General features: G+C 50.3%; 24 protein-coding genes, 1 tRNA gene and 1 riboswitch. Of the genes, 14 read left to right on the top strand and 11 right to left on the bottom strand.

The annotated features are described in order from the left end of the window. Window positions 1–58: 58 nt before the first annotated feature. Window positions 59–181: riboswitch (TPP riboswitch) on the bottom strand. 63 nt (window positions 182–244) lie between these two features. After that, window positions 245–2,269, bottom strand: a complete 2,025-nt coding sequence (locus ACXAFR_RS09635; protein WP_475176077.1) for a VacB/RNase II family 3'-5' exoribonuclease — start codon at window positions 2,267–2,269, stop codon at window positions 245–247. A gap of 191 nt (window positions 2,270–2,460) precedes the next feature. Continuing rightward, the gene (locus ACXAFR_RS09640) at window positions 2,461–2,682 is read right to left on the bottom strand and encodes a hypothetical protein (protein WP_475176079.1); all 222 of its coding nucleotides are present in this window, start codon (window positions 2,680–2,682) and stop codon (window positions 2,461–2,463) included. 308 nt (window positions 2,683–2,990) lie between these two features. Between ACXAFR_RS09640 and ACXAFR_RS09645 the strand changes: the two genes are divergently transcribed. The 3 genes from ACXAFR_RS09645 to ACXAFR_RS09655 all read left to right on the top strand — a co-directional run bounded on the left by ACXAFR_RS09645 (window position 2,991) and on the right by ACXAFR_RS09655 (window position 4,862). Beyond that, window positions 2,991–3,308 carry a BolA family protein gene (locus ACXAFR_RS09645; RefSeq protein ID WP_475176080.1) on the top strand — a complete coding sequence of 106 codons (318 nt, stop codon included), beginning with the start codon at window positions 2,991–2,993 and terminating at the stop codon, window positions 3,306–3,308. Window positions 3,309–3,416: 108 nt separating this feature from the next. Next, window positions 3,417–4,355: an oxygen-dependent tRNA uridine(34) hydroxylase TrhO gene (gene trhO, locus ACXAFR_RS09650; protein WP_475176084.1), complete on the top strand. Its 939-nt coding sequence runs from the start codon at window positions 3,417–3,419 to the stop codon at window positions 4,353–4,355. A gap of 213 nt (window positions 4,356–4,568) precedes the next feature. After that, window positions 4,569–4,862 carry a hypothetical protein gene (locus ACXAFR_RS09655; protein WP_475176085.1) on the top strand — a complete coding sequence of 98 codons (294 nt, stop codon included), beginning with the start codon at window positions 4,569–4,571 and terminating at the stop codon, window positions 4,860–4,862. Window positions 4,863–4,969: 107 nt separating this feature from the next. Here the strand turns inward: ACXAFR_RS09655 and ACXAFR_RS09660 are convergent, their stop codons facing one another. Then, window positions 4,970–5,557 (bottom strand): DUF4202 domain-containing protein, encoded by a 588-nt coding sequence (locus ACXAFR_RS09660; protein WP_475176086.1) that lies wholly within the window; start codon window positions 5,555–5,557, stop codon window positions 4,970–4,972. A 178-nt stretch (window positions 5,558–5,735) separates the two neighbouring features. Here ACXAFR_RS09660 and ACXAFR_RS09665 point away from each other — a divergent pair, with 178 nt between their 5' ends. Next, window positions 5,736–6,443, top strand: coding sequence for an OmpW/AlkL family protein (locus ACXAFR_RS09665; protein WP_475176088.1), 708 nt, complete (start codon window positions 5,736–5,738; stop codon window positions 6,441–6,443). 101 nt (window positions 6,444–6,544) lie between these two features. Here the strand turns inward: ACXAFR_RS09665 and fnr are convergent, their stop codons facing one another. Next, window positions 6,545–7,315: a fumarate/nitrate reduction transcriptional regulator Fnr gene (fnr, locus tag ACXAFR_RS09670; protein ID WP_475176090.1), complete on the bottom strand. Its 771-nt coding sequence runs from the start codon at window positions 7,313–7,315 to the stop codon at window positions 6,545–6,547. 36 nt (window positions 7,316–7,351) lie between these two features. Continuing rightward, the gene (locus tag ACXAFR_RS09675; RefSeq protein WP_475176093.1) at window positions 7,352–8,569 is read right to left on the bottom strand and encodes a hypothetical protein; all 1,218 of its coding nucleotides are present in this window, start codon (window positions 8,567–8,569) and stop codon (window positions 7,352–7,354) included. 184 nt (window positions 8,570–8,753) lie between these two features. Between ACXAFR_RS09675 and ACXAFR_RS09680 the strand changes: the two genes are divergently transcribed. The 8 genes from ACXAFR_RS09680 (at window position 8,754) to ACXAFR_RS09715 (ending at window position 18,826) form a co-directional block, all read left to right on the top strand. After that, window positions 8,754–9,692 (top strand): alpha/beta fold hydrolase, encoded by a 939-nt coding sequence (locus ACXAFR_RS09680; protein WP_475176095.1) that lies wholly within the window; start codon window positions 8,754–8,756, stop codon window positions 9,690–9,692. 90 nt (window positions 9,693–9,782) lie between these two features. Beyond that, window positions 9,783–10,643 (top strand): DUF3014 domain-containing protein, encoded by an 861-nt coding sequence (locus ACXAFR_RS09685; RefSeq protein WP_475176098.1) that lies wholly within the window; start codon window positions 9,783–9,785, stop codon window positions 10,641–10,643. A gap of 161 nt (window positions 10,644–10,804) precedes the next feature. Further along, a complete protein-coding gene (locus ACXAFR_RS09690) occupies window positions 10,805–12,706 on the top strand; it encodes a propionyl-CoA synthetase (RefSeq protein WP_475176100.1) in 1,902 nt (633 codons plus the stop codon). A 206-nt stretch (window positions 12,707–12,912) separates the two neighbouring features. Then, window positions 12,913–13,176 carry a hypothetical protein gene (locus ACXAFR_RS09695; protein ID WP_475176101.1) on the top strand — a complete coding sequence of 88 codons (264 nt, stop codon included), beginning with the start codon at window positions 12,913–12,915 and terminating at the stop codon, window positions 13,174–13,176. A 93-nt stretch (window positions 13,177–13,269) separates the two neighbouring features. Continuing rightward, window positions 13,270–13,650: a PilZ domain-containing protein gene (locus ACXAFR_RS09700; protein ID WP_475176105.1), complete on the top strand. Its 381-nt coding sequence runs from the start codon at window positions 13,270–13,272 to the stop codon at window positions 13,648–13,650. Window positions 13,651–14,155: 505 nt separating this feature from the next. After that, entirely contained in the window at window positions 14,156–14,878 is a 723-nt protein-coding gene (gene phbB / locus ACXAFR_RS09705) for an acetoacetyl-CoA reductase (RefSeq protein ID WP_475176106.1), read from the top strand. Between the two features lie 510 nt (window positions 14,879–15,388). Continuing rightward, window positions 15,389–17,059, top strand: a complete 1,671-nt coding sequence (locus ACXAFR_RS09710) for a PHA/PHB synthase family protein (protein ID WP_475176107.1) — start codon at window positions 15,389–15,391, stop codon at window positions 17,057–17,059. A gap of 207 nt (window positions 17,060–17,266) precedes the next feature. Continuing rightward, window positions 17,267–18,826: a class I adenylate-forming enzyme family protein gene (locus ACXAFR_RS09715; RefSeq protein WP_475176110.1), complete on the top strand. Its 1,560-nt coding sequence runs from the start codon at window positions 17,267–17,269 to the stop codon at window positions 18,824–18,826. A 57-nt stretch (window positions 18,827–18,883) separates the two neighbouring features. Here the strand turns inward: ACXAFR_RS09715 and phaZ are convergent, their stop codons facing one another. The 3 genes from phaZ to ACXAFR_RS09730 all read right to left on the bottom strand — a co-directional run bounded on the left by phaZ (window position 18,884) and on the right by ACXAFR_RS09730 (window position 21,330). Further along, the gene (gene phaZ / locus ACXAFR_RS09720; RefSeq protein ID WP_475176111.1) at window positions 18,884–20,104 is read right to left on the bottom strand and encodes a polyhydroxyalkanoate depolymerase; all 1,221 of its coding nucleotides are present in this window, start codon (window positions 20,102–20,104) and stop codon (window positions 18,884–18,886) included. Between the two features lie 403 nt (window positions 20,105–20,507). Next, window positions 20,508–21,224, bottom strand: coding sequence for a 16S rRNA (uracil(1498)-N(3))-methyltransferase (locus tag ACXAFR_RS09725; RefSeq protein WP_475176113.1), 717 nt, complete (start codon window positions 21,222–21,224; stop codon window positions 20,508–20,510). Window positions 21,225–21,253: 29 nt separating this feature from the next. After that, window positions 21,254–21,330 (bottom strand) — tRNA-Arg (locus ACXAFR_RS09730). A 164-nt stretch (window positions 21,331–21,494) separates the two neighbouring features. Here ACXAFR_RS09730 and ACXAFR_RS09735 point away from each other — a divergent pair. Beyond that, window positions 21,495–22,196 (top strand): TIGR04283 family arsenosugar biosynthesis glycosyltransferase, encoded by a 702-nt coding sequence (locus tag ACXAFR_RS09735; protein WP_475176115.1) that lies wholly within the window; start codon window positions 21,495–21,497, stop codon window positions 22,194–22,196. A 37-nt stretch (window positions 22,197–22,233) separates the two neighbouring features. On the opposite strand, the gene ACXAFR_RS09740 is transcribed toward ACXAFR_RS09735, so the two are convergent. From ACXAFR_RS09740 to flgA, 3 genes are all read right to left on the bottom strand, one after another. After that, window positions 22,234–22,755 carry a flagella synthesis protein FlgN gene (locus ACXAFR_RS09740; protein WP_475176116.1) on the bottom strand — a complete coding sequence of 174 codons (522 nt, stop codon included), beginning with the start codon at window positions 22,753–22,755 and terminating at the stop codon, window positions 22,234–22,236. Window positions 22,756–22,884: 129 nt separating this feature from the next. Further along, on the bottom strand, window positions 22,885–23,202 hold the full coding sequence (gene flgM / locus ACXAFR_RS09745; protein WP_475176119.1) for a flagellar biosynthesis anti-sigma factor FlgM: 318 nt from the start codon (window positions 23,200–23,202) through the stop codon (window positions 22,885–22,887). Window positions 23,203–23,362: 160 nt separating this feature from the next. After that, complete coding sequence (flgA, locus tag ACXAFR_RS09750; RefSeq protein ID WP_475176120.1) at window positions 23,363–24,085, bottom strand: flagellar basal body P-ring formation chaperone FlgA; 723 nt, start codon at window positions 24,083–24,085, stop codon at window positions 23,363–23,365. Window positions 24,086–24,335: 250 nt separating this feature from the next. Between flgA and ACXAFR_RS09755 the strand changes: the two genes are divergently transcribed. Continuing rightward, a complete protein-coding gene (locus ACXAFR_RS09755) occupies window positions 24,336–25,301 on the top strand; it encodes a chemotaxis protein CheV (protein WP_475176123.1) in 966 nt (321 codons plus the stop codon). Window positions 25,302–25,311: the final 10 nt, after the last annotated feature.

The raw sequence follows: 25,311 nt of genomic DNA on the forward strand, positions 1-25,311 counted from the left end.
ATCAGAGACCCGGAATAACGCGTTTAATAGAGGAGTGGCGGTGCGTCGCAAAGGCGAAACAGTGAGCCTGGCCTATTCCTACGCCGGTATTGTCCGGATCAGGTTCAAGGGGTTCACTGTGGATATGTGTCTCAGGTCGGAGTCGGCATTAAGGCGACTGTGACCACCCCCTAGGTTCGCGGGCTAGTTTAGGCGCAGTTGCCGTTCGCTACAAGGCTTCTGCACCTGGCGGAAGGAGATTAGGTTATGCCTGCGTGTTAGGGGCTGTTTCTGCGGAGGCTTCCGGCTGCTCAGTTTCTGCAGTTGGTGCTTCCTGGTTGGCAACAACCTGAAGGTGTATTTGTTGTTTTTCCGAATCAACCTGAGAAATCTTCACGGTGACCAGATCATCAATTTGGTAGAGTCGATCGTCGATGGTCAGACGTTGCCGCAGGTCATCCTGCTTTGCAGTTTTGGGGTTCGCTTTGACCTGACCGACGACCCCAAAATCGAGCAGTTGCACTTGCATACCCTGCGGCGATGTCCGGCTGACACGTCCTTCGAAGGGTTTGCCTTTCAGGTTTTGCAGATAATTAAGGCTTAACCAGAGTTCAGTATCGCGAGATGCTGATCGCGCAGTGGAAATGGTTTGCTGTAGCTCCGGCAGATCGGGGGCTGGTTGCGGGGTATCACCATTCAGCAGGGCTCGCAGTTGCAGATGATTGTAAAAATCATTGAAGCGTCGCAACGGCGAGGTGATGTTGGCATAGCAGGGAATGCCAAGTCCAAAATGGGGAAGCGCTTCTTGAGACAAAACACCCGGTTGCAGCTGCAAGCGCAGAGCCGCCAGGAGGCTGCTGGCTTCGGGGATAGTTTGTAAAGCCTGGATTAACGCGCGATAGCCATCAGGTGTCGCGGCATCATGTTCTGCCAGCGCAGGGAAATCGCTGGTGATGACCGCTTCAATTTGTTTTAGGCGGTCCTGGCGAAAGCCTGCGTGAGTCGAATATACCCCGGATAGAGGGTGACTTTGAAAGAACTCACCGGCACAGATGTTGGTCGCCAGCATGGCTTCTTCAACGATTTTGTGGGCCGGGGTTTTGCTGGCGCGTTTTATGTTTTGCAGCTTGCCGTTGGCGTCAACGACGAAGTGGTAGTCGTCCTGGTCTGCCATGAGCAGGGCGTTTTCGGCGCGCTGGCGGTGTAGCGCTGCGGTACAGTCTGCCAGAGCACGAATGGAAGCTGTGGTCTCTTCATCGACGCCGTCCATCGTAGCAGTGGTGTTATCTGAGGAGAGAAACTCTGAAACTCCCTGATAGCTCAGTTTGGCTCGAGAACGTATGCGGGAGAAGGTAAATTTATGACCTGTAATACGCCCATCGCGAGTGACCTGCATACGGCACAAAAGCGCTGGACGATCCTGTTCGGGCATCAGCGAAAAGCGCTCCTGACTGAGAGCCTCAGGCAGCATGGGGATCATCTGACCGGGCAGGTAAACGCTGTTTCCCCGTGATTTGGCGGCTTTTGCCAGAGGTGTTTGCAGTTGTATGGCGCAGCTGGGATCGGCAATTGCCACACAGAGCTCCCAGCCTTGTTCATTCGTTGATGCAAAAAGTGCATCGTCCATATCCAATGTGGATTCGGAATCAATGGTAACAAAGGAAAGGGCGGTGGCGTCTTCACGAGCCTCTGTTCCCCAAAGGTCGGCATCGGCCATGTCGCCAAGGCGGCGAGCTTGCTGTAACTCTTTATCAGACCATTGCCCTGGCAGGCTGTATTTCTCCGCGATGAAGCGTTGCACAATACGGCTGTCGTCGGGTTTCCCCAGAATGCTTGTGACCTTTGCCTGCCCTTTACCGTCTTCGAAAGGGTGGCGAGTGAGCCGGCAGCGAATGTAGTCACCGGGTTTGGCTTTAGAGCGCCCGTTTGGCGGAATGAAAACCCAGCGCTGCAGTTGCGGCATATTGACCGCGACAAAATGACCTTTGCCCCGCACGATGTATTGTCCTACGACTACTTTTAACGGAGATTCCAGCATCTTGTCGAGCTGGGCGTCGATCCGGTTGCTGTCCGAGCTTTTTTCGCTTTGAGCAACGCTGACTTCGACCCGATCTCCTGGGTAGACACGAGCCATTTCATTGGGCGGGAGAAACGCGCGACGACCATCGTCTAGGATGACAAAGCCAAATCGGGCCTGGCTGCCTCGGACGGTTCCGGGATGGAGGTTTTTTTCCGCGCGGATGGTTTGTTTCAACTGGCTGAGTTGATTGAGGGCGTCAGAGTTGAGCATAGCGTCGGGGGGTAAGGTGCTGAAAAAGGCGCGTATGGTAGCAGAATTATTTGCCGATTGAGAGTCTGGTAGACCTGCAAATCGGGTTTATTATCCGCGAAAGCCCATTGGCGGGCAAAATTAATGCGAAGACACTTTGAGAATTTCTATTTCAGCGACTACGGAGGGGGAGGAAAGGCGCTGGGCCTCGCTCAAGCGAGGCGATTAGGATCAACATCGGACACTTCTTCCGGAATGTCACCTTCCGATGTGAAAGCGTAGTAGTCTTCCAGGAGCGTGCGGTTCGAGCGGCGTTCGGTGGTCTTACGACGCTTGCGGTGGTACATATCGATGGGAAGGTCGCGGCAGGGGTCTTCATCGTAGCGGCGATCTGTCCCTTTGCGTCGATTGATAAAGGTCTTAGTGCTTGTCATAAAACAGTATCGGATCTCGTTTCGAATGGATGACGGGGTGACGATAATGTATTGAGTGCCTCAAATATTAGCCTAAAAATCCGTGAATACAAGAAAGAGTATCTGGCGCGCCATCCCTTTTTTATGGCGTCGTATCGTTGATCTGTGGTCGGGCGTCTATATATAGGTCCGAGCTGCAAATCCCCGTGCTAGCGAAAGCCGAGATTCGTGCCAATACGGCGCTTAGCGGTCGACAGTGAGGTTGGGGTGGAGGATACTGCTTTCAATTGGCTACAGCGATACCCTATCGATTTTAAGGAGTTGGGAATATGAAGGTGCAAAACGCTATCGTCGATCAGTTAACCCGTGATTTTCAGCCGGTTCATCTTGATGTTACCAATGAGAGTCATATGCACAGTGTCCCGCCTGGCTCAGAGTCCCATTTTCGCGTGGTATTGGTCAGTGATACCTTCGCGGATAAGCGCCTGGTTCAGCGGCATCAATCTGTTTATCGCTGTTTGAGTGCGGAGATGAGTGGTGGCGTACATGCCCTGGCATTGCATACGTATACGCCTCAAGAGTGGCAAGAGCGTGAGTCGGCACCGGCATCCCCGCAATGTCTCGGTGGCTCGAAAGCGACAGGTTAGCCGTTGCGCGCAATGTGCTTTTACGAGATTCTACTGCGGTACCTGTGCAAAAGTTGAACACTGCTATAAAATGCGCGCCCTTTCGGAAATGACTCTCTGGTGGACGCAATGAATGGTGTAACGGTTGCCGCTCTCTATAAATTTGTCGAACTTAACGACTATGAGGCTTTGCGAGAGCCATTGCTGGCGTTCTGTTTGGACCATGACATCAAGGGAACCCTGCTGCTGGCTCGTGAAGGGATAAATGGTACTGTCAGTGGTCGTCGGGCGGATATCGATACCTTATTAGAGTATCTGCGCAGTGATCCCCGCCTTGCCGATTTGGATTGTAAGTTTTCTTTTGATGAAGTCGCTCCGTTTTATCGTACCAAAATCAAGTTAAAGAAAGAGATTGTCACGATGGGGGTTGATTCCGTTGATCCTCGCAAAGTGGTCGGTACCTATGTGGAACCCGAAGAATGGAACGCGCTTATCAGCGATCCGGACGTTGTGCTCATCGATACCCGCAATGACTATGAAGTTGAGTTAGGTACGTTTAAGGGCGCGATCAATCCAAATACGTCGAGCTTTCGGGAGTTTCCTCAATACGTCGCCGATAACCTGCAGCCAGAGCGTCACAAGAAGGTCGCCATGTTTTGTACCGGCGGTATCCGTTGCGAAAAATCGACGGCTTATCTGAAAGAGCAGGGTTTTGACGAGGTATACCATCTAAAAGGCGGCATCCTGAATTATCTGGAAAAAGTCCCGTCGACAGAGAGCTTTTGGCAGGGTGACTGCTTTGTTTTCGATAACCGTGTTACTGTGGACCATGATCTGCAACCCGGAGACTACGATCTTTGTCACGGCTGCCGCTTTCCGATTTCAGAAGATGATAAAAAGTCTGAGTATTACGTTGAAGGGGTCAGCTGCCCCCGTTGTCACGATATCTTGTCGGACGAGCAAAAACAGCGTTTTACTGAGCGACAGAAGCAGGTAAGACTGGCTCAAGCCCGTAATACGCAACATATTGGTGCGCCAGCACCGGCTCGACAGAAGCCAAAGGGCTAGCCGTCGACAGGCGGAGCGACCATTTACAAGCTTTAGTTTGTTTCGGGGAAAATTCTTTTAAAATTGACGTGAATAATTAGTTGCCGGGGCTTCGTTTGGCGCAAATTATATGGTCTAATAACTCCACAAATGTAAATTTATGTATTGCTGAGCCGGTCATGTGTCAGCAGTCCTTATTTACCCGCCGAGTCATTTTACCGTAGATGCATCATAATGGATTTTACTGCCTGGACCGTTGATCTGAGTAAACGAACTGCCACCCATGTCTGTGGATTTCAACTTCAGGTTGAAGGGGATCCCAAAGATCCAAATGCCGTTCACCCGGGAAAATTCCCTCCCAATCTGAGCAATATCGATAAAGTTCGCCTGGTAAGAACGGGCATGGAAGCGATGGTCAAAGCGGCTCGTAGTCGTAACCGCTCCTCGGATGGAAATCGCAAGCCGACCACCACTTATACAGCTCCTCCAAATAGACCAAAGCGCAACACGCTGCGTTTGAAAAAATAAGCGTGAATGCCGATCCTTAGAGCGGATTAAGCCTCAGCGTCTAGTTGGTGGGCGGGTATTAAACTCAATGCCGTTTTGCCTATGGGATGCTTGGGGGCAACCTTCCCTCAGGAAAGTGCTCTGCCGACCAGTTCTGCCAGATTGGGGGGAAGCGTCAATTGAAGTGCAACGGCGTGACCTTCTTCTGACATCTTAGGCCAAGTCTTTTTGACGATGTCGATGACTTTCTCGTCGTCGTGTCTGGCGGCAAATTCCTCAAAATAGTGTGATAAAAAAACGAGGCAGGCGACATCCTCCAAGGTCTGTGTGCCGGTATCTCGTTTAATGCCTTTCTTTTGCAGTAAATCACTGACCCTCTGTTGTTCTTCTTCCGTGTAATCGCAAGTTTGCATCAATTGCGATGTTAACTCAGCGTGGAATTGCGCAAGGCGAGTTCGCCAGCGTTTGTATCCGGCTTTGTCCATTGGAAAGTCGCTGCGTGGAATTTGCCAGCGCTGAATGTGCTGGGCTCGGCAGGCGATCTGTAACAACTCATCTGCATCCGGGGCGAAAGCATGCTGTACTTCGGTCATGCGAACGCCGTAAAGGTAGGCGGCGGGTATAGATTCCTGATCTACCGTAATTCGGTTTGGGTCTTCGTTGTTTTTTTCATCAATTAAAGAAAACAGACGTGTCAGTCGGCTAATGTCGGTCATAAATGTCTCTCGTTTTATATGGAAGGATGCTGTTGATCTGGCGCAACTGGCAACTAGGTGTCGAACACTTGAAGGTTGGTTGGGGAAAAATCGTTAATCCAGATCAAGGATCCTGCGCAATTTCTATTGTCTACTATACTCCGACAATGAGACGACTTCATACAGAGAGAGCCTTACTATGAGATCATTATTTTCCCCGTTAAAGCTGGTGGCTGCTGTGTCGGCACTGTGCGTGGCGGTACCGGCGATGAGCTTTGAAGCGGGAGACATTGTCCTCCGCGTAGGTGCTGCAACCGTTGATCCTCGTGAAGATAGCGACAATATTGCGCTTGATGGTACAACAGTGACTATAGGAGGGGCACCAACAACGATTGGTTTGGACAGCGATACCCAACTGGGGCTGACATTGGAATACTTCCTGACACCCAATCTTGGCGTAGAAGTGCTGGCTGCAACACCGTTTAAGCACACTGCCGTTCTTAATGGTGGGTTGGCCGGCGTTGGTGACATTGCAGATTTTACCCATTTGCCACCGACGGTAAGCGCGGTGTACCACCTAAATGATATGGGTGGTTTTCAACCCTACGTTGGCGTCGGTTTGAACTATACCTTTATTTATGAAGAAAATTTGGATAACAGCGCTGCAGGAGCTTTGGCCGGCTTAGGTTTAACGGGCGGTGATATCGAGTTGGAAGACTCGTTTGGTATTGCTCTGCAGGCCGGGGTTGATTGGCTGCTGGATGAAAAGTGGTTGGTTAATGCGTCAGTACGCTGGATTGATATCAGCACTGAGGCCGAAATCTCTTTTGATGGCGGTAGTAAAATAAAGGCCGACGTTGATGTAGATCCATTTGTCTACACATTGTCCGTCGGCTACAAGTTCTAAGAGAAATCAGTTAGCCTGCTCGTGGCAGGCTCTCTGTAAGGCATTAGGTGATCCGTAATAGCGTGACCACTTAATGCCGATGATAAGATAATAAAAAGACGCTAAGTGCAGGGATCTTCGACATTGGCGATTTGTTTTAAGGCCGCCATGTCTGTGATACCGATTTCCTTTTTGTCGACACTTAAAATGCCATTTTTCTGAAAACGGCTAAATACGCGGCTGACAGTTTCTATTGTTAAGCCCAGATAATTTCCAATATCCGCACGAGACATTGGCAGTCGAAACGACGTTGCTGATAAATGTCGGTTGTGGTTGCGTGTCGAAATACTCAACAATAATGACGCTACCCGCTCTTCTGCGCTGTTCTTACTCAGTAGCGTAATCAACTGCTGGTCAGATTTGATTTCCTTACTCATGAGCTGAAAAAAATGTCGCTGCAAGTTGGGTAGCTGCAGACTCAAATCTTCCAGGCGAGAAAAGGGGATTTCGCAAATCGCCGAGGTTTCTAAGGCGACCGCAGAATTGGAGTAGCGATTGGTAGCGATACCATCCATGCCCACCACTTCACCAGGCAGAAAAAACCCCGTTACCTGCTCTTGGCCATCGTTAGTGACGCTGACCGTTTTGATGGTTCCGGATCTCACTGCGTAGACGGATTGAAATGGCTGGTTGGCTCGATACAAATGCTCTCCTTTCTGCAGAGGACGTCCACGCTGAATGATCTGATCGAGTCGATCGATATCGTCAACATGGAGACTGATGGGGAGGCAAATCGCGTTCAGGCGACAGTCACCACAGGATACAGTTGGATTGTGATGGCACCGGCTGCCGACACCATTGGCTGAAGAGTCACTCGCAATACGGGAGGTCATACCATCGATTTCAAATAAAAAGGCTAAAGACAATTACTATTCTGCTATACCGGCTACAGCGGGTAAAGAGAAAATGTCCCCTGTTTGGGGGTATAAGATGGGCTTTAGCAGGTCACTCAATAAAAAAATGCCTTGTTGCGTAAGCTTAATCTGATTGTCGTGCTCGCTGTAGAGCGGCGTGTTATCGACCAAAGTCTGAGATTGCCATGCGGTTAGTAACTTTGCCAAAGCCGTGCCATAAGGGGGAATCTCCAGTTTATGAAAACACATTAATTCACGCGCCATCGCCAATTGTTGGGTGTGGGAGGGGCGTGTGTAAGGCTGGTTGGGAATCTCACTGTCGCGATAATTGGCAAAGACCGAAGCGTTGCGCCACGTGTTATGCAGTCCAAAACTCTCGGCGCCCGGGCCAAACGCCAGAATGCTGTTAACGCCCAAACCGTTGTAGCCAAACGGTGTCATCTGTATCGTTTTTTCGTGAAAGGCGTTGGCGGTTCGGCTTTTCGATTTTACTAGCCAATCGTTGCCCAACAACAGATATTGGTAGTCTTCTGCAAGCTTTAACAATGTGTCAAAGAGTTCGCGGCCGGCGTTTGTATGTGGCAAACAACGCCAATGGATCGCTGTTGGTAGTCCCGCACGAGAGTCCTCTAGTTTCGGTAAAAGTCTATGGATATCTGGCGATGGCTGCCAGGAGAGTAGGGACCAGCTGTCAAAACGAAAATCCGCAATCATAGCCAAACTGCGATCGATGAGTTTGTTGCTGTAGATGCTGCTGGGTAACTGCAGGCGTAGGTGATTAAAACCCAGGCCGCGAAACAAGGCCAAGCGGTCCGCGTTTAATGTCTCTAGGCTGCAGCTGAATTGAAAATCCACGTCCGGCGGGCTGGCCAATGGGAGTCTGCGTCCAAGTTGCCACATCAGTTGGGTGATGTCTGCGTCTTCCAGGCAATCCTGAGGAATATCCCATAGAATCCAAGGGATCTTAACGTTTTGCAGATCGTCTACCGGTTTGGTACTGCGGATGTGCATCTCTCGTGCAAGGGCGCTGGTTATCTCAGCGGAGGAATAGCCCCGCCAATCACTGCACTGGAGTGAGAGCATCACGCCCATGGCGCTGTTCTGTGACGATGCCAGGGCGCCAGAGTGTTCCGCCGTTTGTGAATTCAACAACGCGCACAGAGGCGTCACAACACCACAGTAATGTCCGGGAGCTTGCGTATTGGATTGGTGGCAATTTCTTATAAGTTCCATTACGACGTTCTTTGTAGGCAGCGTGAGGAAAATAAGTGAATCGAGTCTAACCCTGTGTGCAATTGCGCTGTTGATACAGGTCAATGGGGCCAGATATAGTGACTGATAGAAATGCGTCAGCGGGTCATCTCGATGGAGAGATCTGATGATGACTTGACCAATCAGTAGAGGATTGTGTGAGCGGATGAGAAAAGACCTGACAGGGCGTGTTTTGGGGGGGCGGCTTTTCACCGGCTGGGTTTTGGGACTTTGGCTGTTGGCAGCATCGGTATGTTCCGCGGAAGACGGCGACATGGCGAAGGTCAAGGCCAACGGTGTCAGCTTGGCCTATACAGAGATTGGTGCTTCAGATGGGCCGGCTGTGTTGATGATCATGGGGCTCGGTAGCTCCCATAAATTATGGGGTGACGAGCTACCTCGGGGGCTCGCGAACGCAGGTTATCGGGTCATCTTAATGGACAATAGAGATGTGGGTGATTCCCAGCGAATGGATGCTATGGGTGACCCATGGTTGCGCTGGCAATTATTAAAGAACGCAATGGGGTTTTCCGTTGATAATCCCTATTCCGTTCAGGATATGGCGGCCGATGCAGCCGGTTTGCTCGACGCCATCGGTGTCGAAAAAGCCCATATCGTTGGCGCGTCTCTCGGCGGTGTCATTGCCCAGGTCTTCGCTGTTCAATATCCCAACAAGACGCTGAGTCTGGTCTCGGTTATGTCAACCAGTGGCGCAGAAGATCTGCCCGAACCCACCCCCGAGGCGCGCAAAAACCTGGAAGCTGCTGCATTTGCAGATGATGAAGACCCCTCCGCTATGCACGACCGAGGTTTTTATCCCGAAGGCGTGCCTCGTCAGATGCTGGCTTTTTTGGCCTCTGGTGACCGCTCGGCTGAACTTCGTAAAATCCAGGCCCCGACACTGGTGCTTCACGGTGCAGAGGACGGGCTTTTGCCGCCTGCTCATGGAGAGCATACGGCACAACTGATTCCCGCCGCTACCTTACAGATTGTGCCAGGAATGGGGCACAATCTGCCTGAGGAAGCGGTGCCGGAGCTGGTTGCTTCCATGGTGAGCCTCTTCCGTCAGGTGACGCCTACGGATCCATCCGTAAGCGGTTTATAAGCGTAATTATTCCGTAACGATGTTGTCAGACCCTTTATCGAAACGGTTAATCTAAGAGAAGAAATTGCCCGCAGGTGATATGTACCCCCTATGAACTTTAAGACCTATGCCATTATTTGCGTGATTATTGTGGTTGCCGCAATTCTTGCCTACTGCTCATTGTCATCCAATGAGCCAACAGTCTCATTGCCGCCCGAAACCGACTATCAGTCGGAAACAGTGCCAGAGCCCGCTCCAGCACCAATACCCGATGTTGAAGAAGAGCCGGAAACCGTCGCGCCGGAACCGGAGGTGGCAACCCCGGAATCAACACCCGAGCCTGATCCTGAGCCAATTGTTGAGCCGCAGAAGCCGGCAATTGATACGCCGGAGTCGTTAAACGACAGCGATGCTCTCGTCGTGTCCACTGTCGCCAAGCTATCGCCGCAATTAACCCAATGGCTGTTGCCGGAAGAGCAGGTTCGCAAATGGGTGTTGGCGGTTGATCAAATGGCAGCAGGAAAAATTCCGCAGCAGCATCTTCCGCTTGTGTATGGTATGGATAAATACAAAGTCACAGAAAATGGCGAAACCAGTTTGCCTGCTCCGGAAAATCAAGAGCGTTTGACCGCATTAATTGATGCCGTTACTGAGGTCGATCCGCAGGTGATGGCGGAATATTACCGTGCTTGGTTGCCGACGCTGGAACAGGCGTACGGTGAGCTGGGAAAAACCGATACTTTTGATGATCGGGTTAGTGCGTTGATCGAGCGACTGGAAGCCGTCGAGCCGACGCCGGGAGATGTCACTTTGGATCGTCCCCATGTGTTTTATGAATATGCCGATCCCGAATTGGAAAATCGCAGTGCATTGGAGAAATGGGTGTGGCGCATGGGCAATACGAACCGTGAGAAGCTACAGTCTTATCTCGATGCTTTAGCGCCCTATTTGCAAACTGAAGAGACGCCTTGATCGGCGTCTCGACCATGGTCGTATAGTCGCTATTTTTCAAAGTCGTTAGAGTCTGCACATACAAGGCGTGTTAGTTCTGCCGTGCTTGTTTTTTTAGAAATAAGCACAGCAGTTTCTGATTACCGTCATAAATAAAACTTATAATGCAGGTGATAACGATCATGAGCTACCTGGAGGAGTACACCCGTTCTCTGGAAAACCCCCGCGAGTTTTGGGGCGATCAAGCGGCGAAGCTAGACTGGTTTAAACCTTCCGAGCAAGTTCTTTCCAAAGATGATAACGGTGTTGATCGCTGGTTCGACGATGCCGAAATGAATACCGCTCACATGGCGCTGGACTACCATGTTGCCAATGGGCGCGGTGATCAAGTTGCCATTTATTACGATTCTCCGGTTACTCAAACCAAGCAGGCAATCACCTATACTGAATTACGCGATCAAGTTGCACAGTTCGCCGGTGCGTTAAAGGAACTTGGCGTAGAAAAAGGCAAGCGTGTCTTAATTTACATGCCGATGATTCCTCAGGCCGCTGTCGCCATGTTGGCAACGGCTCGTCTTGGTGCTGTGCACTCGGTTGTCTTTGGAGGATTTGCGCCGCACGAGCTTGCGATTCGTATCGACGACGCATGCCCGGATGTTATCGTAACAGCATCCTGCGGTATTGAAGTCGACAAAGTCCTTCCGTACAAGCCTCTTGTCGATGAAGCGATTAGTCTCTGCGAAAAGAAACCAAATCACGTCGTTGTTTTTCAGCGTAAAGAGCTGCAAGCGAGTTTAAAAGCAGGGCAGGATCACGATTGGGAAACGCTCGTTTCTGCCAGTGCTCCAGCTGACTGTGTTCCTGTCAAAGGTACCGATCCCCTATATATTCTTTACACCTCAGGAACGACAGGAAAACCCAAGGGTGTGGTGCGCGACAACGGCGGTCATGCCGTCGCGATGAACTTCAGCATGAAAACCGTTTACGGTATGGAGCCGGGAGATGTGTTTTGGGCTGCCTCTGATGTGGGTTGGGTGGTCGGACATTCCTACATCGTCTACGCGCCGTTGATTTACGGCTGCAGCTCCATTCTCTATGAAGGTAAACCTGTCAGAACTCCGGATGCGGGTGCTTTTTGGCGTGTGGTTCAAGACTACAAAGTCAGCGCGCTTTTTTCAGCCCCGACGGCATTTCGAGCCATCAAAAAAGAAGACCCTCAAGGGCGCCACTTAGAAAAATATGACATCAGTAGTCTGAAAACGATTTTTATGGCGGGTGAGCGACTGGATCCTCCCACTTACCACTGGGTTAAAGATTTGCTGCAGTTACCCGTGATCGATCACTGGTGGCAGACAGAAACCGGTTGGGCGATCTGCGGTAATCCGATGGGGATAGAACCTATGACCGCGAAGCCAGGTTCTGCGACTCTGCCGTCGCCTGGCTTTAATGTGAAAATTCTTGACGACGCTGGTGTGGAGGTTGCTCCGGGAGTGCAGGGAAGCGTGGCCATCAAGTTGCCTTTGCCCCCAGGATGTTTGCCAACCATCTGGGAAAACCACCCTCGCTTCCGGGCAGGATATTTATCGACTTTCCCAGGATATTACGTGTCCGGTGATGGCGGTTATAAAGATGACGATGGTTATGTTTTTATCATGGGCCGAACCGACGATGTGATAAACGTGGCGGGTCACCGACTTTCTACCGGCGAAATGGAAGAGATAGTTGCGGCACATCCCGCCGTGGCCGAATGTGCTGTTATCGGTGTTAATGACGAGCTTAAAGGGCAGAAGCCGCTTGGACTGATTTTACTAAAAGACGGCGCTGATATTGACGAAGACACGCTGAGTAAGGATCTTGCTGCAAGTGTACGCCACGAAATTGGTGCGATCGCCTGCTACAAGGAATCCATTATCGTATCAAGGTTGCCGAAAACTCGTTCAGGAAAGATTTTGCGAAAGCTGTTGCGCCAAATCGCCGATGGAGAAGAATACACGATTCCATCCACGATCGATGATCCGGCCGTTTTGACTGAGATCGAAGCTGTTTTTAAAGCTCACGGCATTCTCGCCCCGACGGCTGCCTGAGTCTCCGTCCCCGTTTGCTGGGAGCGCCATTTTGGCGCTTCCAGCACCTCTGTTCTATTCTCCAGTTACTGACGCGAACTATTTGGCTGTCGTGCCTGAGCGTCTTTCCTGCTCTGTAACTGGGTATTCGAATGCAAGTCAGATTTTCCGTTAGCTCCCCCCGGATGGGGCGATGTTCCGTAATCGGTTGTTTTTTGGTGTTCGGGATGTTGGTGGGCTGTGCATCTGACAACGATCATTTTTGTGCCAAGTATGCCTATTACTATGGCGAGTTAACCGAGCCAGGTATCCTTCCTATACGGGATCTGAGGGAACAGTTACGCAACGATTTGGCCGATCCATCAAAAGATCCAAATCACGCCAAAATCGCCTTGTTTGTACTCAATGATATTGAAAGCCAGGTAAAGCCAGAAGGGGAGGATCCTCAAGAGTACTGTCACCGCAGAGAGTTGTGGCGCCGCTATCAGTGAGCGTTCGCAAGGCCTCTAGCTAGCAGACTTTCGAATCGCTGGTTTTTAGTCTAAACCTATAATATCTCTAGAATTACCAGTTGAGGTTAGCGCATGCAGCGCGAGCGCAGAAAACATGAAAGGCTTTCGGTCCCACCTCAATCCGATGCGGTAAATCTGCAATTACTGTGGGCACCGTTAGAGGAATATGACGCGGATGATGTTTGCCTTGTCGACATCAGCGAAGGTGGTATCGCTGTGCTGACGCACAACCGCTTCCAAGTGGGTGACAGTATTCGTCTGAGTGTCACTACCCAGTCTTTGTCGTCTCTGTCATTGTCTGCCATCATTTGTAATCGCCAGATTTGGGGAGATGGATTTCGCTATGGCGCCTATTTTGAATACGATGGAAAACTGGGTGATCCACGTGCGGAAGAAATGCTAGACATGCTTAAAGCCGAAGTTCGCAATCACCAAACCTCCGCAGAAACGTAATTATTGTTGTTCCTCCGCGCGCGTTTTCTCGACTGATTTAACGTCCTCTCAAGCGCTTAAATGGTGCTTCCAAAAAAAAGGGATGATCCAAGTTGGTGCTTGGGCGTATCCTATCTCTCAGCTTCAAAATTTCTGTCACATAACCATCACGTCATCGACCTAGACTGCAGAGCTCGATGACGACATTGTCGATGGTCTGCTGGCAGTTTGCGAACGACGATATGCGTTTGATGTAAAGCAAGCTGGCGTTTTCTTTTCTGCGTTAATCTTAGCCCAGCATTGCCTCGTCGTCCGACGATGTTCAGCCTGATGTCAGCTTGTGGGGATTAGTCTTGATGGATTGAGCGTGGCTGGCGATGGGACAGCGAACGGTTTTTTCTCGACGACGTTGCCTCGGCATGCCCCTTGCAAAATGATTTCAGCGCAGGCATAAGCACGTGGTTTTGTGTTGTTTTAGGTGCCAAATGAACGCCATTAAAAACCAACCTAAACTGAGGAAAAACTTATGAAAAGAGTCGCACTGGTCACGGGTGGTGTCAGAGGGATTGGCAAAGCAATCTCCCTGGCGCTGCTCAACGAGGGATATGCAGTGGCCGCTAATTATGTTGGAAGCGACGCTAGCGCTGCTGAGCTCAGCGAAGCCACGGGGATTCCTTGCTACAAATTTGATGTCTCGGATTTTGAAGAAGTAAAACACAATATCCGCATGATTACCGAAGACCTGGGCCCCATCGATGTGCTCATCAATAACGCGGGTATTACTCGCGATACCACCATGCACAAAATGACTTTGGACCAATGGCAGGCGGTCATAAATACCGACCTGGGGGCCTGCTTCAACACCTGTCGCTGTGTTATCGAAAGCATGCGAGAGCGCCGCTACGGGCGTATCGTTAACATAGGTTCTCTAAATGGTCAGGCGGGCGAATACGGGCAGGTTAACTACTGTGCCGCGAAAGCCGGCATTCATGGCTTCAATAAGGCCCTTGCTCTGGAAAGTGCCAAGTACGGCATCACCGTTAACGCTGTTGCTCCAGGTTACGTAAAAACTGATATGGCATTGGCGGTACCTCAGCATATCCAAGAAAAGTTGTTGGCGAAAATTCCAGTAGGCCGCTGGGCAGAACCCGAAGAAATTGCTCGTGGCGTTTCTTTCCTGGTTTCTGAGGAGGCTGGTTTTATTACCGGTTCTACGCTGACGATTAATGGCGGTCAAAATATGTATTAATCCCTGATCGGGATAGGCCAAGGAGTGGCGTGCAGACATTTTTAAAACTTGTCTGCCGAGCAAAGGACATCTCTTACGACGGTTTATATTTCGAAAGCTTATTAAACGACAGGTTTTTTTAACCAGTGATTTTAAAAGGTTGCTCTCGGAATTTTCGCTGTGCTCTAATGTCAGTTTGACGATGTCCGATGCTCCCAGCCGGATAACGCGATACAGACAGATGTATCTTTTGCGATTGTGCTGCCTTTCACCGCAAAAGTTTGTCCATTGCCAAGCCTGATTCTGTTGGCTTGTTAAAGGCAGTTCATACGATAACGATTCACGAGCTGCTGTTGGGTAAAACCCATGCTCGGGCGCTTTGAGTGCCTCTTCTAATTGATGTCATTTGCGCTGCATTTGGCGCCACGCATGACGTAAATTCTGGTGTGCCTTTCACTTGCTGAAACAGGCGCCAGACGAATTCATGCTTATTAATCTGCTCGTAAAAAAGAGGATGCGAAGGAATTAGCAATGACAGCACGTGAAATTATGGCGCAAGAAAACGACTCTGATGCGGAAGACCAAAGCCGCAGCAGCACGTCATTACTGCGTCGTAGGGTTAAGAAAATCAGAGAAACCATTGCGCAATATCACTTGGTTGATCATGGCAAAGACTACGTCAACGAACTCGGAAAAATTGTTCGAGGTAAATCCGATATCTCACCAGAGCCGAAAGACTGGCGCTTTAAAGACGAAGCCTGGCAGAAAAACTTTGCCTTGAAGCGCTGTATGCAGGCTTATCTCGCCTGGTGCGATACAGTGGAGGAAATTATTCCCGAGGGTGTCCGCCCGGAGGAAAAAGCACGTATGAAATTACTGTCAAACGCGCTGACATCATCCGTATCTCCAAACAACTTTTTGTTGACCAATCCCGAAGCGATGAGAGAGCTCAGGCATTCGCGCGGCCAAAGTCTTTACAAGGGGATGAAGAATCTCGCCCACGACATGCGCCGGAACACGGGCTTGCCTTCGCAGGTGGATTTAACCAAGTTTAAAGTCGGGGAGAATCTGGCTGCGACCAAAGGCGCTGTGGTTTATCGCGATTCGCTGTTTGAGTTGATTCAATACAAGCCGCTGACAGCGGAAGTTCATTCGAAGCCGCTGCTTATTATTCCGCCACAAATCAGTAAATATTATTTTATTGATTTGGCGCCGGGGCGCAGTATGGTGGAACACTGCGTTAAGAATGGCATTCAGTGTTTTATGGTGGTTTGGCGTAACCCAGGCGCTGACAGTGGCGACTGGGGGATGAATGATTATATTCAGGCATTGCTGGATGCGACGGATGTCGTCTGTGAAATTACCGATGAGGAGAAGATAAACTATCTGGGCTTTTGCGCTGGCGGACTTACATTGAGTATTCTCCTTGCGTATTTGAAAGTGATCGGCCGGGACTGTGTCAACTCTGCATCTATGGGCGTTACGCTTTTGGATTTCGATGCTGCGCCGTCCATTGGGAGTTTTAAACAGCCGGCTTTATTGGACTTCGTAAAACATCTGGGTAAGGAGAGGGGCTACCTACCTCAGTCTGCGCTGAGCAGTACGTTTTCCTGGATGCGACCTAACGAGTTGATTTGGAACTATTGGTGCAACAATTATTTGATGGGGAAGCAGCCGCCAGCATTTGATATTTTGGCATGGAATGCCGACGGTACGAATGTCGCAGCCAAGCTCCATGGGGATTTTCTGGATATTCTTGAAGACTCTTCGCTATTGCGAGGCGGTCGACTAAAAATCTTGGGTAAACGCATCGATATTAGCAAGGTTGATTCTGATCTGTTTGTGCTCGCCGCAGTCACGGATCATTTGACGCCCTGGAAGGGGTGTTACCGGACCACTCAGATTATGCGTGGTAAGAAAACCTTCGTGCTCAGTAATAGCGGTCATATTGCCGCTTTGGTAAATCCTCCGGGTAATCCCAAAGCAAGCTATTTTACCTGTCGAGATTTGCCTCCAGACCCGGATCAGTGGTTGGCGGGAGCGGAGAAAAACCAAGGATCCTGGTGGGAAGCGTGGATCGACTGGCTACAAGAAAAATCTCCAGACGTTAAAAAAGCTCCGCGGCGATTAGGGCGTAAGCAGTACAAGCCCCTATGTCCCGCACCGGGTAAATATGTGTTTGAAGAGCCTAGACCCATATAACGGCCAAAAGCGAAGAGAGTCTGCTCTACAGGCGGTGGCGCTTTATGGCCGTGGCGGGGAATACGATGTCTGCCTCGGGATTGCTGCGCTTATCGGATGAGAGTAGGGTTCAGTCATAACGACAAACAGTATCCTGTCTCGGTCGTGATTACGTCTTATAGTTAACTGTGTTCATCGAGGTTTTCGAGTTCTTAGTCAGGAGTCAGAATGCCAGCTTACCAACCCCCCGCGTCGGTTTTTGAATCAGGTAAAACCAATGTGGGCGCTTTATTTTCCAGCGCTGCAGCGGCCTTTCCCTTGCGAACCGCGCTGGTCGAAGAAAATGGCACACACATTTCCTATGCAGATTTAGACGCGCGCACAAATCGGTTGGCCAATTGTTTTATCGATAAGGGGTTCAAACCCGGAGATCGGGTGGCGGTACTTTCGGAAAACCGCAGCGAGTATATTGAAGTGCTACTGGCGGCGGCAAAATGTGGCGTCATTGTCGCTGCTCTAAATTGGCGGCTGGGGGCACGCGAGCTCTCCTATTGCATTGAGCTGGTGGAACCCTCTCTACTGATATTTACTGAACGGATGGCTGCGACACTGGAGGGATTACCTTCTGACAGCCTCGGAACTATCGAGCGTCTGACCTTTGGTGATGCTTACGAAAACGTGTTAACGGCGTCTTCAGAGCGAAACCCTAGACTCGATATTGACCCGGAAACTGGTCTGGTGATCTTATACACCAGCGGAACAACTGGGCTGCCTAAAGGTGCTCTGGTGAGCCATCGAGCCATGATCTCTCGGGCGACGGTGTACCACATCATTCTTCATGTTCCCGATGAAGATAATTTTATCGCCTGGACGCCCATGTACCATATGGTTGCGACTGACCATGGATTGGCGACCTTGATGAGAGGCGGGACAATTTGGATTGTTGACGGCTACAAGCCCGAACTGCTGATTCGTTTTGCGGAGGAATTTCCCATCACTTGGTTCGTGTTGGTACCAGGAATGGTGGGTACTTTTGTCGAAGCCGCTCAGCAAAAAGGTATCGCACCGAAGCGAATCCGGGCGGTTGGTGCTATGGCAGATCTGATTCCGGCGGCCGATATTGCCGCTGCGTCCAAACTGCTTAAGGCGCCTTTCCTCAACACCTTTGGGGCTACCGAGACCGGTTTGGCTCCAGCAACCGGTGGCTTAATTCCCATCGGCGTAGCGCCGACCAGTCTGTCAAAAACTCAGACGCCGTTTAGCGACGTTCGCTTGGTTGATAGCGATGAAAATGAGGTTGATGTCGGGACACCTGGGGAAGTGTCTATGGCTGGGCCGACGTTGTTCAGTGGCTACTGGAATAACGATAAGGTAAACCAGGAAGACTTCCGACACGGCCGTTTTCATATGGGTGATGTAATGCGGCGCAATCCTGACGGAACCTTAGATTACGTCGATCGTGTGAAATACATGATTAAATCTGGCGGCGAAAATATTTACCCCGCTGAAATTGAAATGGTCATTCTTGCCGACGAGCGTGCTGAAACCGTGGTTGTTGTGCGCCAGAAAGATGATAAATGGGGGGAGGTTCCAATCGCGTTGGTGGTACGTAAAGATGATTCTCTTACTCGGGAAGACGTCGTAGGGCTCTGTGATACCTCCTTATCACGCTACAAAAGACCTAAAGCCATTTACTTTGTCGCTGATGCAGATCTTCCCAGATCCACAACTGGAAAAATACAGCGGCATCTCATTGAAGAAAAGCTGCATACGTTTTCTGAATCATAAAAAAGGGGCTGACGCCCCTTTTTTATAACAGATACTGTTTATCTGGCGATCTAAAGATCAGTTATATTTTGCAATAAACTCTTTCAGTTTTGGTGCGATACTTTCTCGGAAGCGCTTGCCACTGAATACACCATAGTGACCAACACCTTCCTGTACATGAGTAAACTTTTTCTCGTCAGATAATTTGTAACAGAAATCGTTAGCGGCAGTACACTGTCCAACCTTCACCATGTTGTCTTTAGCACCTTCAATGGTCAGGATGGGAACGTTGGTAATATCTCCGCAGTCAACTTTTTCACCCTTATGGGAGAACATGCCTTTAGGAAGTTGCTGGTCGATAAATACGCATTCCAGTGTCTCAATATAAAATTCTGCAGTTGAATCGAGAACGCTGAAATATTCATCGTAGAAGTCACGGGTCTTATCGGCTTCTTTGTAATTCTTGTGGTAAACATTTTTAAAATATCGAGCGTGACTTTCGATATGCCCCTTCATACTCATCGACATAAAGTTGCCAAGCTGAATCATTCCCGGATACACCAATCGACCTTTACCCGGATAACGTTTCGGCACTCGGTGCAGCAGAAACATGGTGAGGGCATTGAGATTGATGAACTTGGATACCTTCGTCAGTATGCCTGGGTTGATGCGAATATCCATGGGACTGGCGAGAAAGCTCATGGATGCGGGCGCAATATCTGGATTATTTTTCGATAACTGAGCAACAGCCACCAATCCCGGAATTCCTGCCTGGCAGATACCAATGATGTGCACTTTGGGACCAATGGCTTCGATAAATTCCATCACATAGTTGATGTATTCTTCGAGTCCAAAGCGGCCTTCTTCCATAGGGACATGTCGAGCATCCAACCAATCGGTCACGAAAACTTCATGATCGGGTAGAAATTCTTCAAAGGTCTCTCGGGATAGGGTAGCGTGGTGCCCGGAAATGGCGGCGATAAATAAAACCTTAGGCGCGTTTTCCGGTAGATCTTTGCGTTTAAAACGCATCAATCTGCAAAAAGGTTTCTTCACCTTTATCGTTTCTTCAATCGGATAGCTTTTCTCGTCGACAACGACATCGGGATAGTCCCAGCCGCGTTTCGGATAGTGGCGCAAGAGCCGAATGCTGACGTCCAGTGCCGCAGATTGCAGGCGACCAACTTTGGTGCCGCTCAAAATGTTGAGTTTGCTTTCGGACAACGCCTTGATGTTGGCCAGGTTGGTCGCGAGGTTGTTGAGTCCATCACTGACCATGTCGACTGTTTGGTAACGCATTCTGAAATCATTCCTCCGAGTATTTCCTGTTAGAAAACAGGCTTTTGGGGCTGAGGCTTTTATCGTGAATTAGCTAAAGCGCTATTTGCACGCAGGTTAACGACAGGTGAGTTAGAGATCGAATCAGAGTTCAATACCAAATGAACAGAACGATTCATTCTAAGGCAGTATATACGACCCTATTGGGGGTGCAATGCCTGTGTGCTGTTTTTCTGGCGGGATGATGTGCAGGAATTTTGGCGAGAAGATGTTGAAAAGAAAAGAATATTTGTCAGTTTATGTATCCAGGAATCGCAGACAAATACGCCACTGAGTTATTGTCAAAACCGACGTGCGTTTAAGTCAAATTTCGTGAGCCTTTCTGTGAGTGTCAGGGCTTTTGGCGTACTTGCCAAGCTGTTATTTACAGTGGGGGAAACAATCGACTCAACAGTGCGGGTACGGCAACTTCAACGCGTAAAATGCGCTGGCCAATATGGACAGAAACACAGCCGGCTGCGGTCATCTCTTCGACTTCGCGGGTGACAAAGCCTCCTTCTGGACCGACGCATAACAGCGTTTCCTGGAGTTCTGCCTGGGGGCAGATAGCTGCCTGTCGCGGGTGAGCGACCAGAGCACGGCGACCTTTAATCAGTGACGGCAGTAGAGTGTCGCGAAAGTCACGCCAGCGCCGTACCAGGTGAACGTCTGGCATTCGAGTGTCGACACCTTGTTCCAAGCCCAGTTTTAATTCTCGCTCAATGGCTGGCATGTCCAAAATTGACGATTGCCAAAAGCTTTTTTCCACGCGCTCTGATTGAATAAGGTAGAGCTGCTTTACGCCCATAGCGGCAATAGTTTGCAGCGTCCGTTTGATCATTTTGGGGCGGGGTAAAGCCAGTGCCAGCGTTACCGGCAGTGGCGGTGGTGGCGGTGTGTCCAAAGTAAATTCGAGGCGCGCAGATTGCTTATCCAGATGAACGATTTGAGCTTGCCCCATGAAGCCATTGAGCATGCCAACGCGAAGCGTATCGCCTGTTGTCATGCGAGTGATACCAGTCAGATGCTGCAAGCGCCGCCCATCAATCTGAGCCAGATCCGGGGCGAGCAGATCCGCCGGTTCCAGTAAAAGCAGGTTCATGAATGGTGTGAGCCTAGCGACGGTAGAAATGGTGTCCCCGAGACGATTCGAACGTCCGACCTAGCGCTTAGGAGGCGCTTGCTCTATCCAACTGAGCTACGGGGACAGGGCGCGCAGAGTATAACAGCTCTCTTCGCTGGCGGAAAATTCAATGACAATGCCGTTCACTGGATGCATAAGACGGTGCTTTAGACGCGTCTTTACGTCAACATGTTAAGATTGCCGCCCTACCATGAAATACCAATAGGGCTCGTCAACTTAAGGTGTGTAGTGTCTCAACAAATAAAGCCGGTGACCCCGACGGTCAGTGTGATAATACCCGTTTTTAACGAAGCGGATGTCATCAAAGACGCCTTGTTGACGTTGCAAGCAGAGCGTTCTCAAGGATTAGAAATTATTGTGGTCGATGGTGGTAGCAGTGACTCGACGGCCGAACAAGCGAAGACATTGGCGGATAAAATCATCACAAGTGCGCCCGGACGCGCGCGTCAAATGAACGCTGGGGCGTCTCTTGCCCAGGGGGATTGGCTGGCATTTTTGCATGTGGATACCCGCCTCGATGAAAATTTGACGGGCGTATTAGGATCATTACCCTCGGGTTGGGGGTTCTTTCGCCCGCGTTTGAGCGGCCGTCATCCGATGTTTCGCGTCATTGAATTCTGCATGGCCTGGCGGTCGCGACTTAGCTCTGTAGGTACGGGGGATCAATTGCTGTTTTTCCATCGTGATTGCTGGGCACAGCTAGGTGGGTTTACTGACATCCCTCTGATGGAAGACATCGACATTTGTAAACGAGCCCGGCGCATCATGCGGCCCTGCTGTCGTCAGGAGCGTGTGGTGACCTCGAGTCGCCGCTGGGAGCAACAGGGTATCGTTAAAACGATCCTATTGATGTGGCGCTTGAGATTGGCTTTCTGGTTGGGGGTATCACCAAGTAGGCTACACAGGTCTTATCGAACCAACGTTCGCTAAGAGCCTGTGAATCTTAACGTGCAGTTCGCAAGACCGATCAGACTTTAATAAAGTTGTGGCTGGCGTTTTGTTTGTGGGCGCTGCCGGTTGAATTGTAAAGGCGAGGTGTCTCGACGGTTTGTCCGCGAACCAGCGTCATCAGTTGACGCAAGGTACGTTGGCCTCGGGCGATAATTTTGCCATTGATTTCATTTTGGCGCTGGCAGTCGTTGAGCGTTGAAACGAAGTCATTCCACAATTCGGGAAGTGTGGTTGCGTCGACGTCTTCCAAAAGCTGTTGCCAAGCGGCTTGGGATTCTTCCGCGTCGCCCCCAGGCTGCTTGATTCTGCCCAGCTGTACCAAGAGTTGAGTCCTGGCCTTTGAGCCCTGTTCAAGGGCCGTCATCAGACGCTGCTTTTCTGCGATTACCTGTAAGATAATCTGTTCGTCGCGCTGGTTGAGTGACTCAAATTCTCGCCCTAAGAGCTCCAAAAGTTTTACCGCAGTTTGCAAGTCTCGTTTGATCGCATCAGCCAGGCGATCGGGGGCGGGGAGTTTTACGTTGCCGTTAGCAGCCATCAGTGTAACCTTCAAGTCAGGCGAGCGAAGCTTTTTCGCTGGTGGCCTAAGTATAGACCAGCTTTGGAATCCCAGCTGGCAACGCCCATTTGATTAGGCGTTTGATGATGGGCAGCCACCAGTAATGTCTTAAAACCAATCGTCTTTGGCGATCATGTTGCTGGCGATCTTATCGGCATCCAGATTGTAGCTGCCGTCCGCCAGTGCTTGCTTAATCTGAGCGACTTTTGCGCTATCCACGTCGCTGGACTCGCGAATCTGCGACTCCAATTTGTTCAATGTTTGGGCGCGATTACTGAGCGAAACATCACTCTGATCGCCAGATTTGCTCTGTGAAGAAGAGGGCGCTGACTCGGTATTGTGGATAACAGGTTTGCTGTTACGCGCATCAATCCGGCTGTTGCCGCTTCCGCCAGAGGGAATATTGTTTCCAGAATCTATAACCATGACTCTTGTTTCCCGAAAGTTGGGCTGCAAAGTATCGCTCTGAAGCCGTATGTAAGCCGCATTTTCCATAAGATCAGTGGCTCTCCCTAAGAGTAGCGGCCGGGTTTTTAAAAACTTTAACGTATTTTAGCGGTTTTTTTACTACCGTCGAAAACCTGTGCTATAGAGGGACTTCCACCTGTCCCGGACCGACGATAAAACCGCGAACCACGCGCTCTGAGCGCAGATTCTGCACGTCGATCTGATCGCCAACACTGCCTTTATTCATGGCAATCCCCGATGTCACGACGCTCATAGAGCCACTTTTTGCCCGAATTTGTATCTGGTCACCCTTGTTGACGGCCAGAGGAGCAATGACTTGAGAACTGCGGATGATCTCTCCGGCGCGAATTGAGCGTTTCGCTGCCATACCAACGACGCTTTCGGCGCTACTGTAGCTGCTCGTACCCATGGCAGAAATAGCGCGACGTTGGGTTTCGACGTCGCGTGCCGTAATGGTATCCCCTCTGGGGATGGCGTTGACGGCGACCGCGACCAGGCGCCGACGTGAGACATCCGCGGTCACATAGAAAGACCAGCCGGCGGCAAGCTCACAGGATACCTTTACCGTAACGTTGGATGCGTTCCGAGCTCTGCCATGCAAGCTGTACGTCAAAGGACTGTCACATTGCTGCAAACGCAGCCGCGGATCCGGAGTGTTGACGGATATACTGAGCTCATCGTCCGGAGCCTGTGCGGACAGGATATCTTCGAGAAAAGCCGTAGTTTCATCGCCGATTCGCTGCAGGTATGCCTGGTTAGATTCTGTCGCCTCGCTGTTCAGTGCGAAAAGTCCCAAAGCGCAGGCAAATAGGGGATAAATTTTTAAAAGTTTTCTCTTCATGACCTATGCTTTATGAAGTAGGACAGAGTAAAAAAAGCCAAAAGATTTTTTCCTTGCCGCCGCTAATAACCAACAGATAGTCGTTGTTGTCGTGTGGCTAATGTTTCTGACGGCGGCTTTTACCTGTGTCAGACAATCCTGGCGTAGTGGCAATTCTCTGGCGCTTTCCGACGTATTCGGAAGTGGTATCTCCTAAAAAGCAATAGCTATGCCAGCGGATTTTTGACGGATGAGAGTGTGAGGAATATAAATGGCGGGTGTATTAGACACAGTCAATCAGAGGACGCAGCTGGTCGGTCAAAACCGGTTGGAGCTGTTACTGTTCCGTCTGGCCAGTGATCAGCTCTACGGCATCAACGTCTTTAAGGTAAAAGAGGTGCTGCAGTGCCCTCCATTAAACGAGATTCCCCAGCGCAATCCAGTTGTCCGAGGTGTTGCGCATATTCGAGGGTCTACGGTTTCCATACTTGATATGAGTCAGGCGACAGGCAATACGCCGCTGGAAAACATTCAGGATTGCTTTGTCATCATTACGGAATACAACCGTTGTACTCAGGGCTTCCTTGTTAGAGGTGTCGAGCGAATCGTCAACATGAACTGGGGTGACATCCATCCACCACCAAAGGGATCGGGCAAAGAGAGCTATTTGACTGCCGTGACGCAAGTTGAAAGTCGACTCGTGGAAATTATCGATGTTGAAAAAATTCTTGCCGAGGTCGCGCCGCCACGGGAAGAGGTGAGTGCGGGCGTTATTGAGGATGGCATCGCCGAGCGCGTTATCGAGCGTCACATTCTCATTGCTGACGATTCGACCATTGCCCGCAAGCAGGTGCAGCGGGTTGTGGAGTCCATGGGTATCAAAACGACGCTTAAAAAAGATGGTCGCGAAGCGTTGACCTTTCTCGAGCAAATGGTCGCAGATGGTAAGAATCCCATGGAGGAACTTATCATGGTGATTTCTGACATCGAAATGCCGGAAATGGACGGCTATACGTTTACATCGGAAGTGCGAGATAACCCTGCGCTGAAAGATCTCTATATTGTTTTACATACGTCCCTCAGCGGCGTTTTTAATGAGGCGATGGTGCGTAAAGTCGGTGCTAATAACTTCTTAGCTAAGTTTAATCCCGATGAGCTCGCTCAGCGCGTCAATAGCCGAATTAAAGACATCACTGGAGAAGATGTACTGCCCCCCGATGAAGTGGCGGACAGCTAATGGCAGCAAC

It is taken from the genome of Pseudomaricurvus sp. ABR4_320 (genome assembly GCF_056159445.1).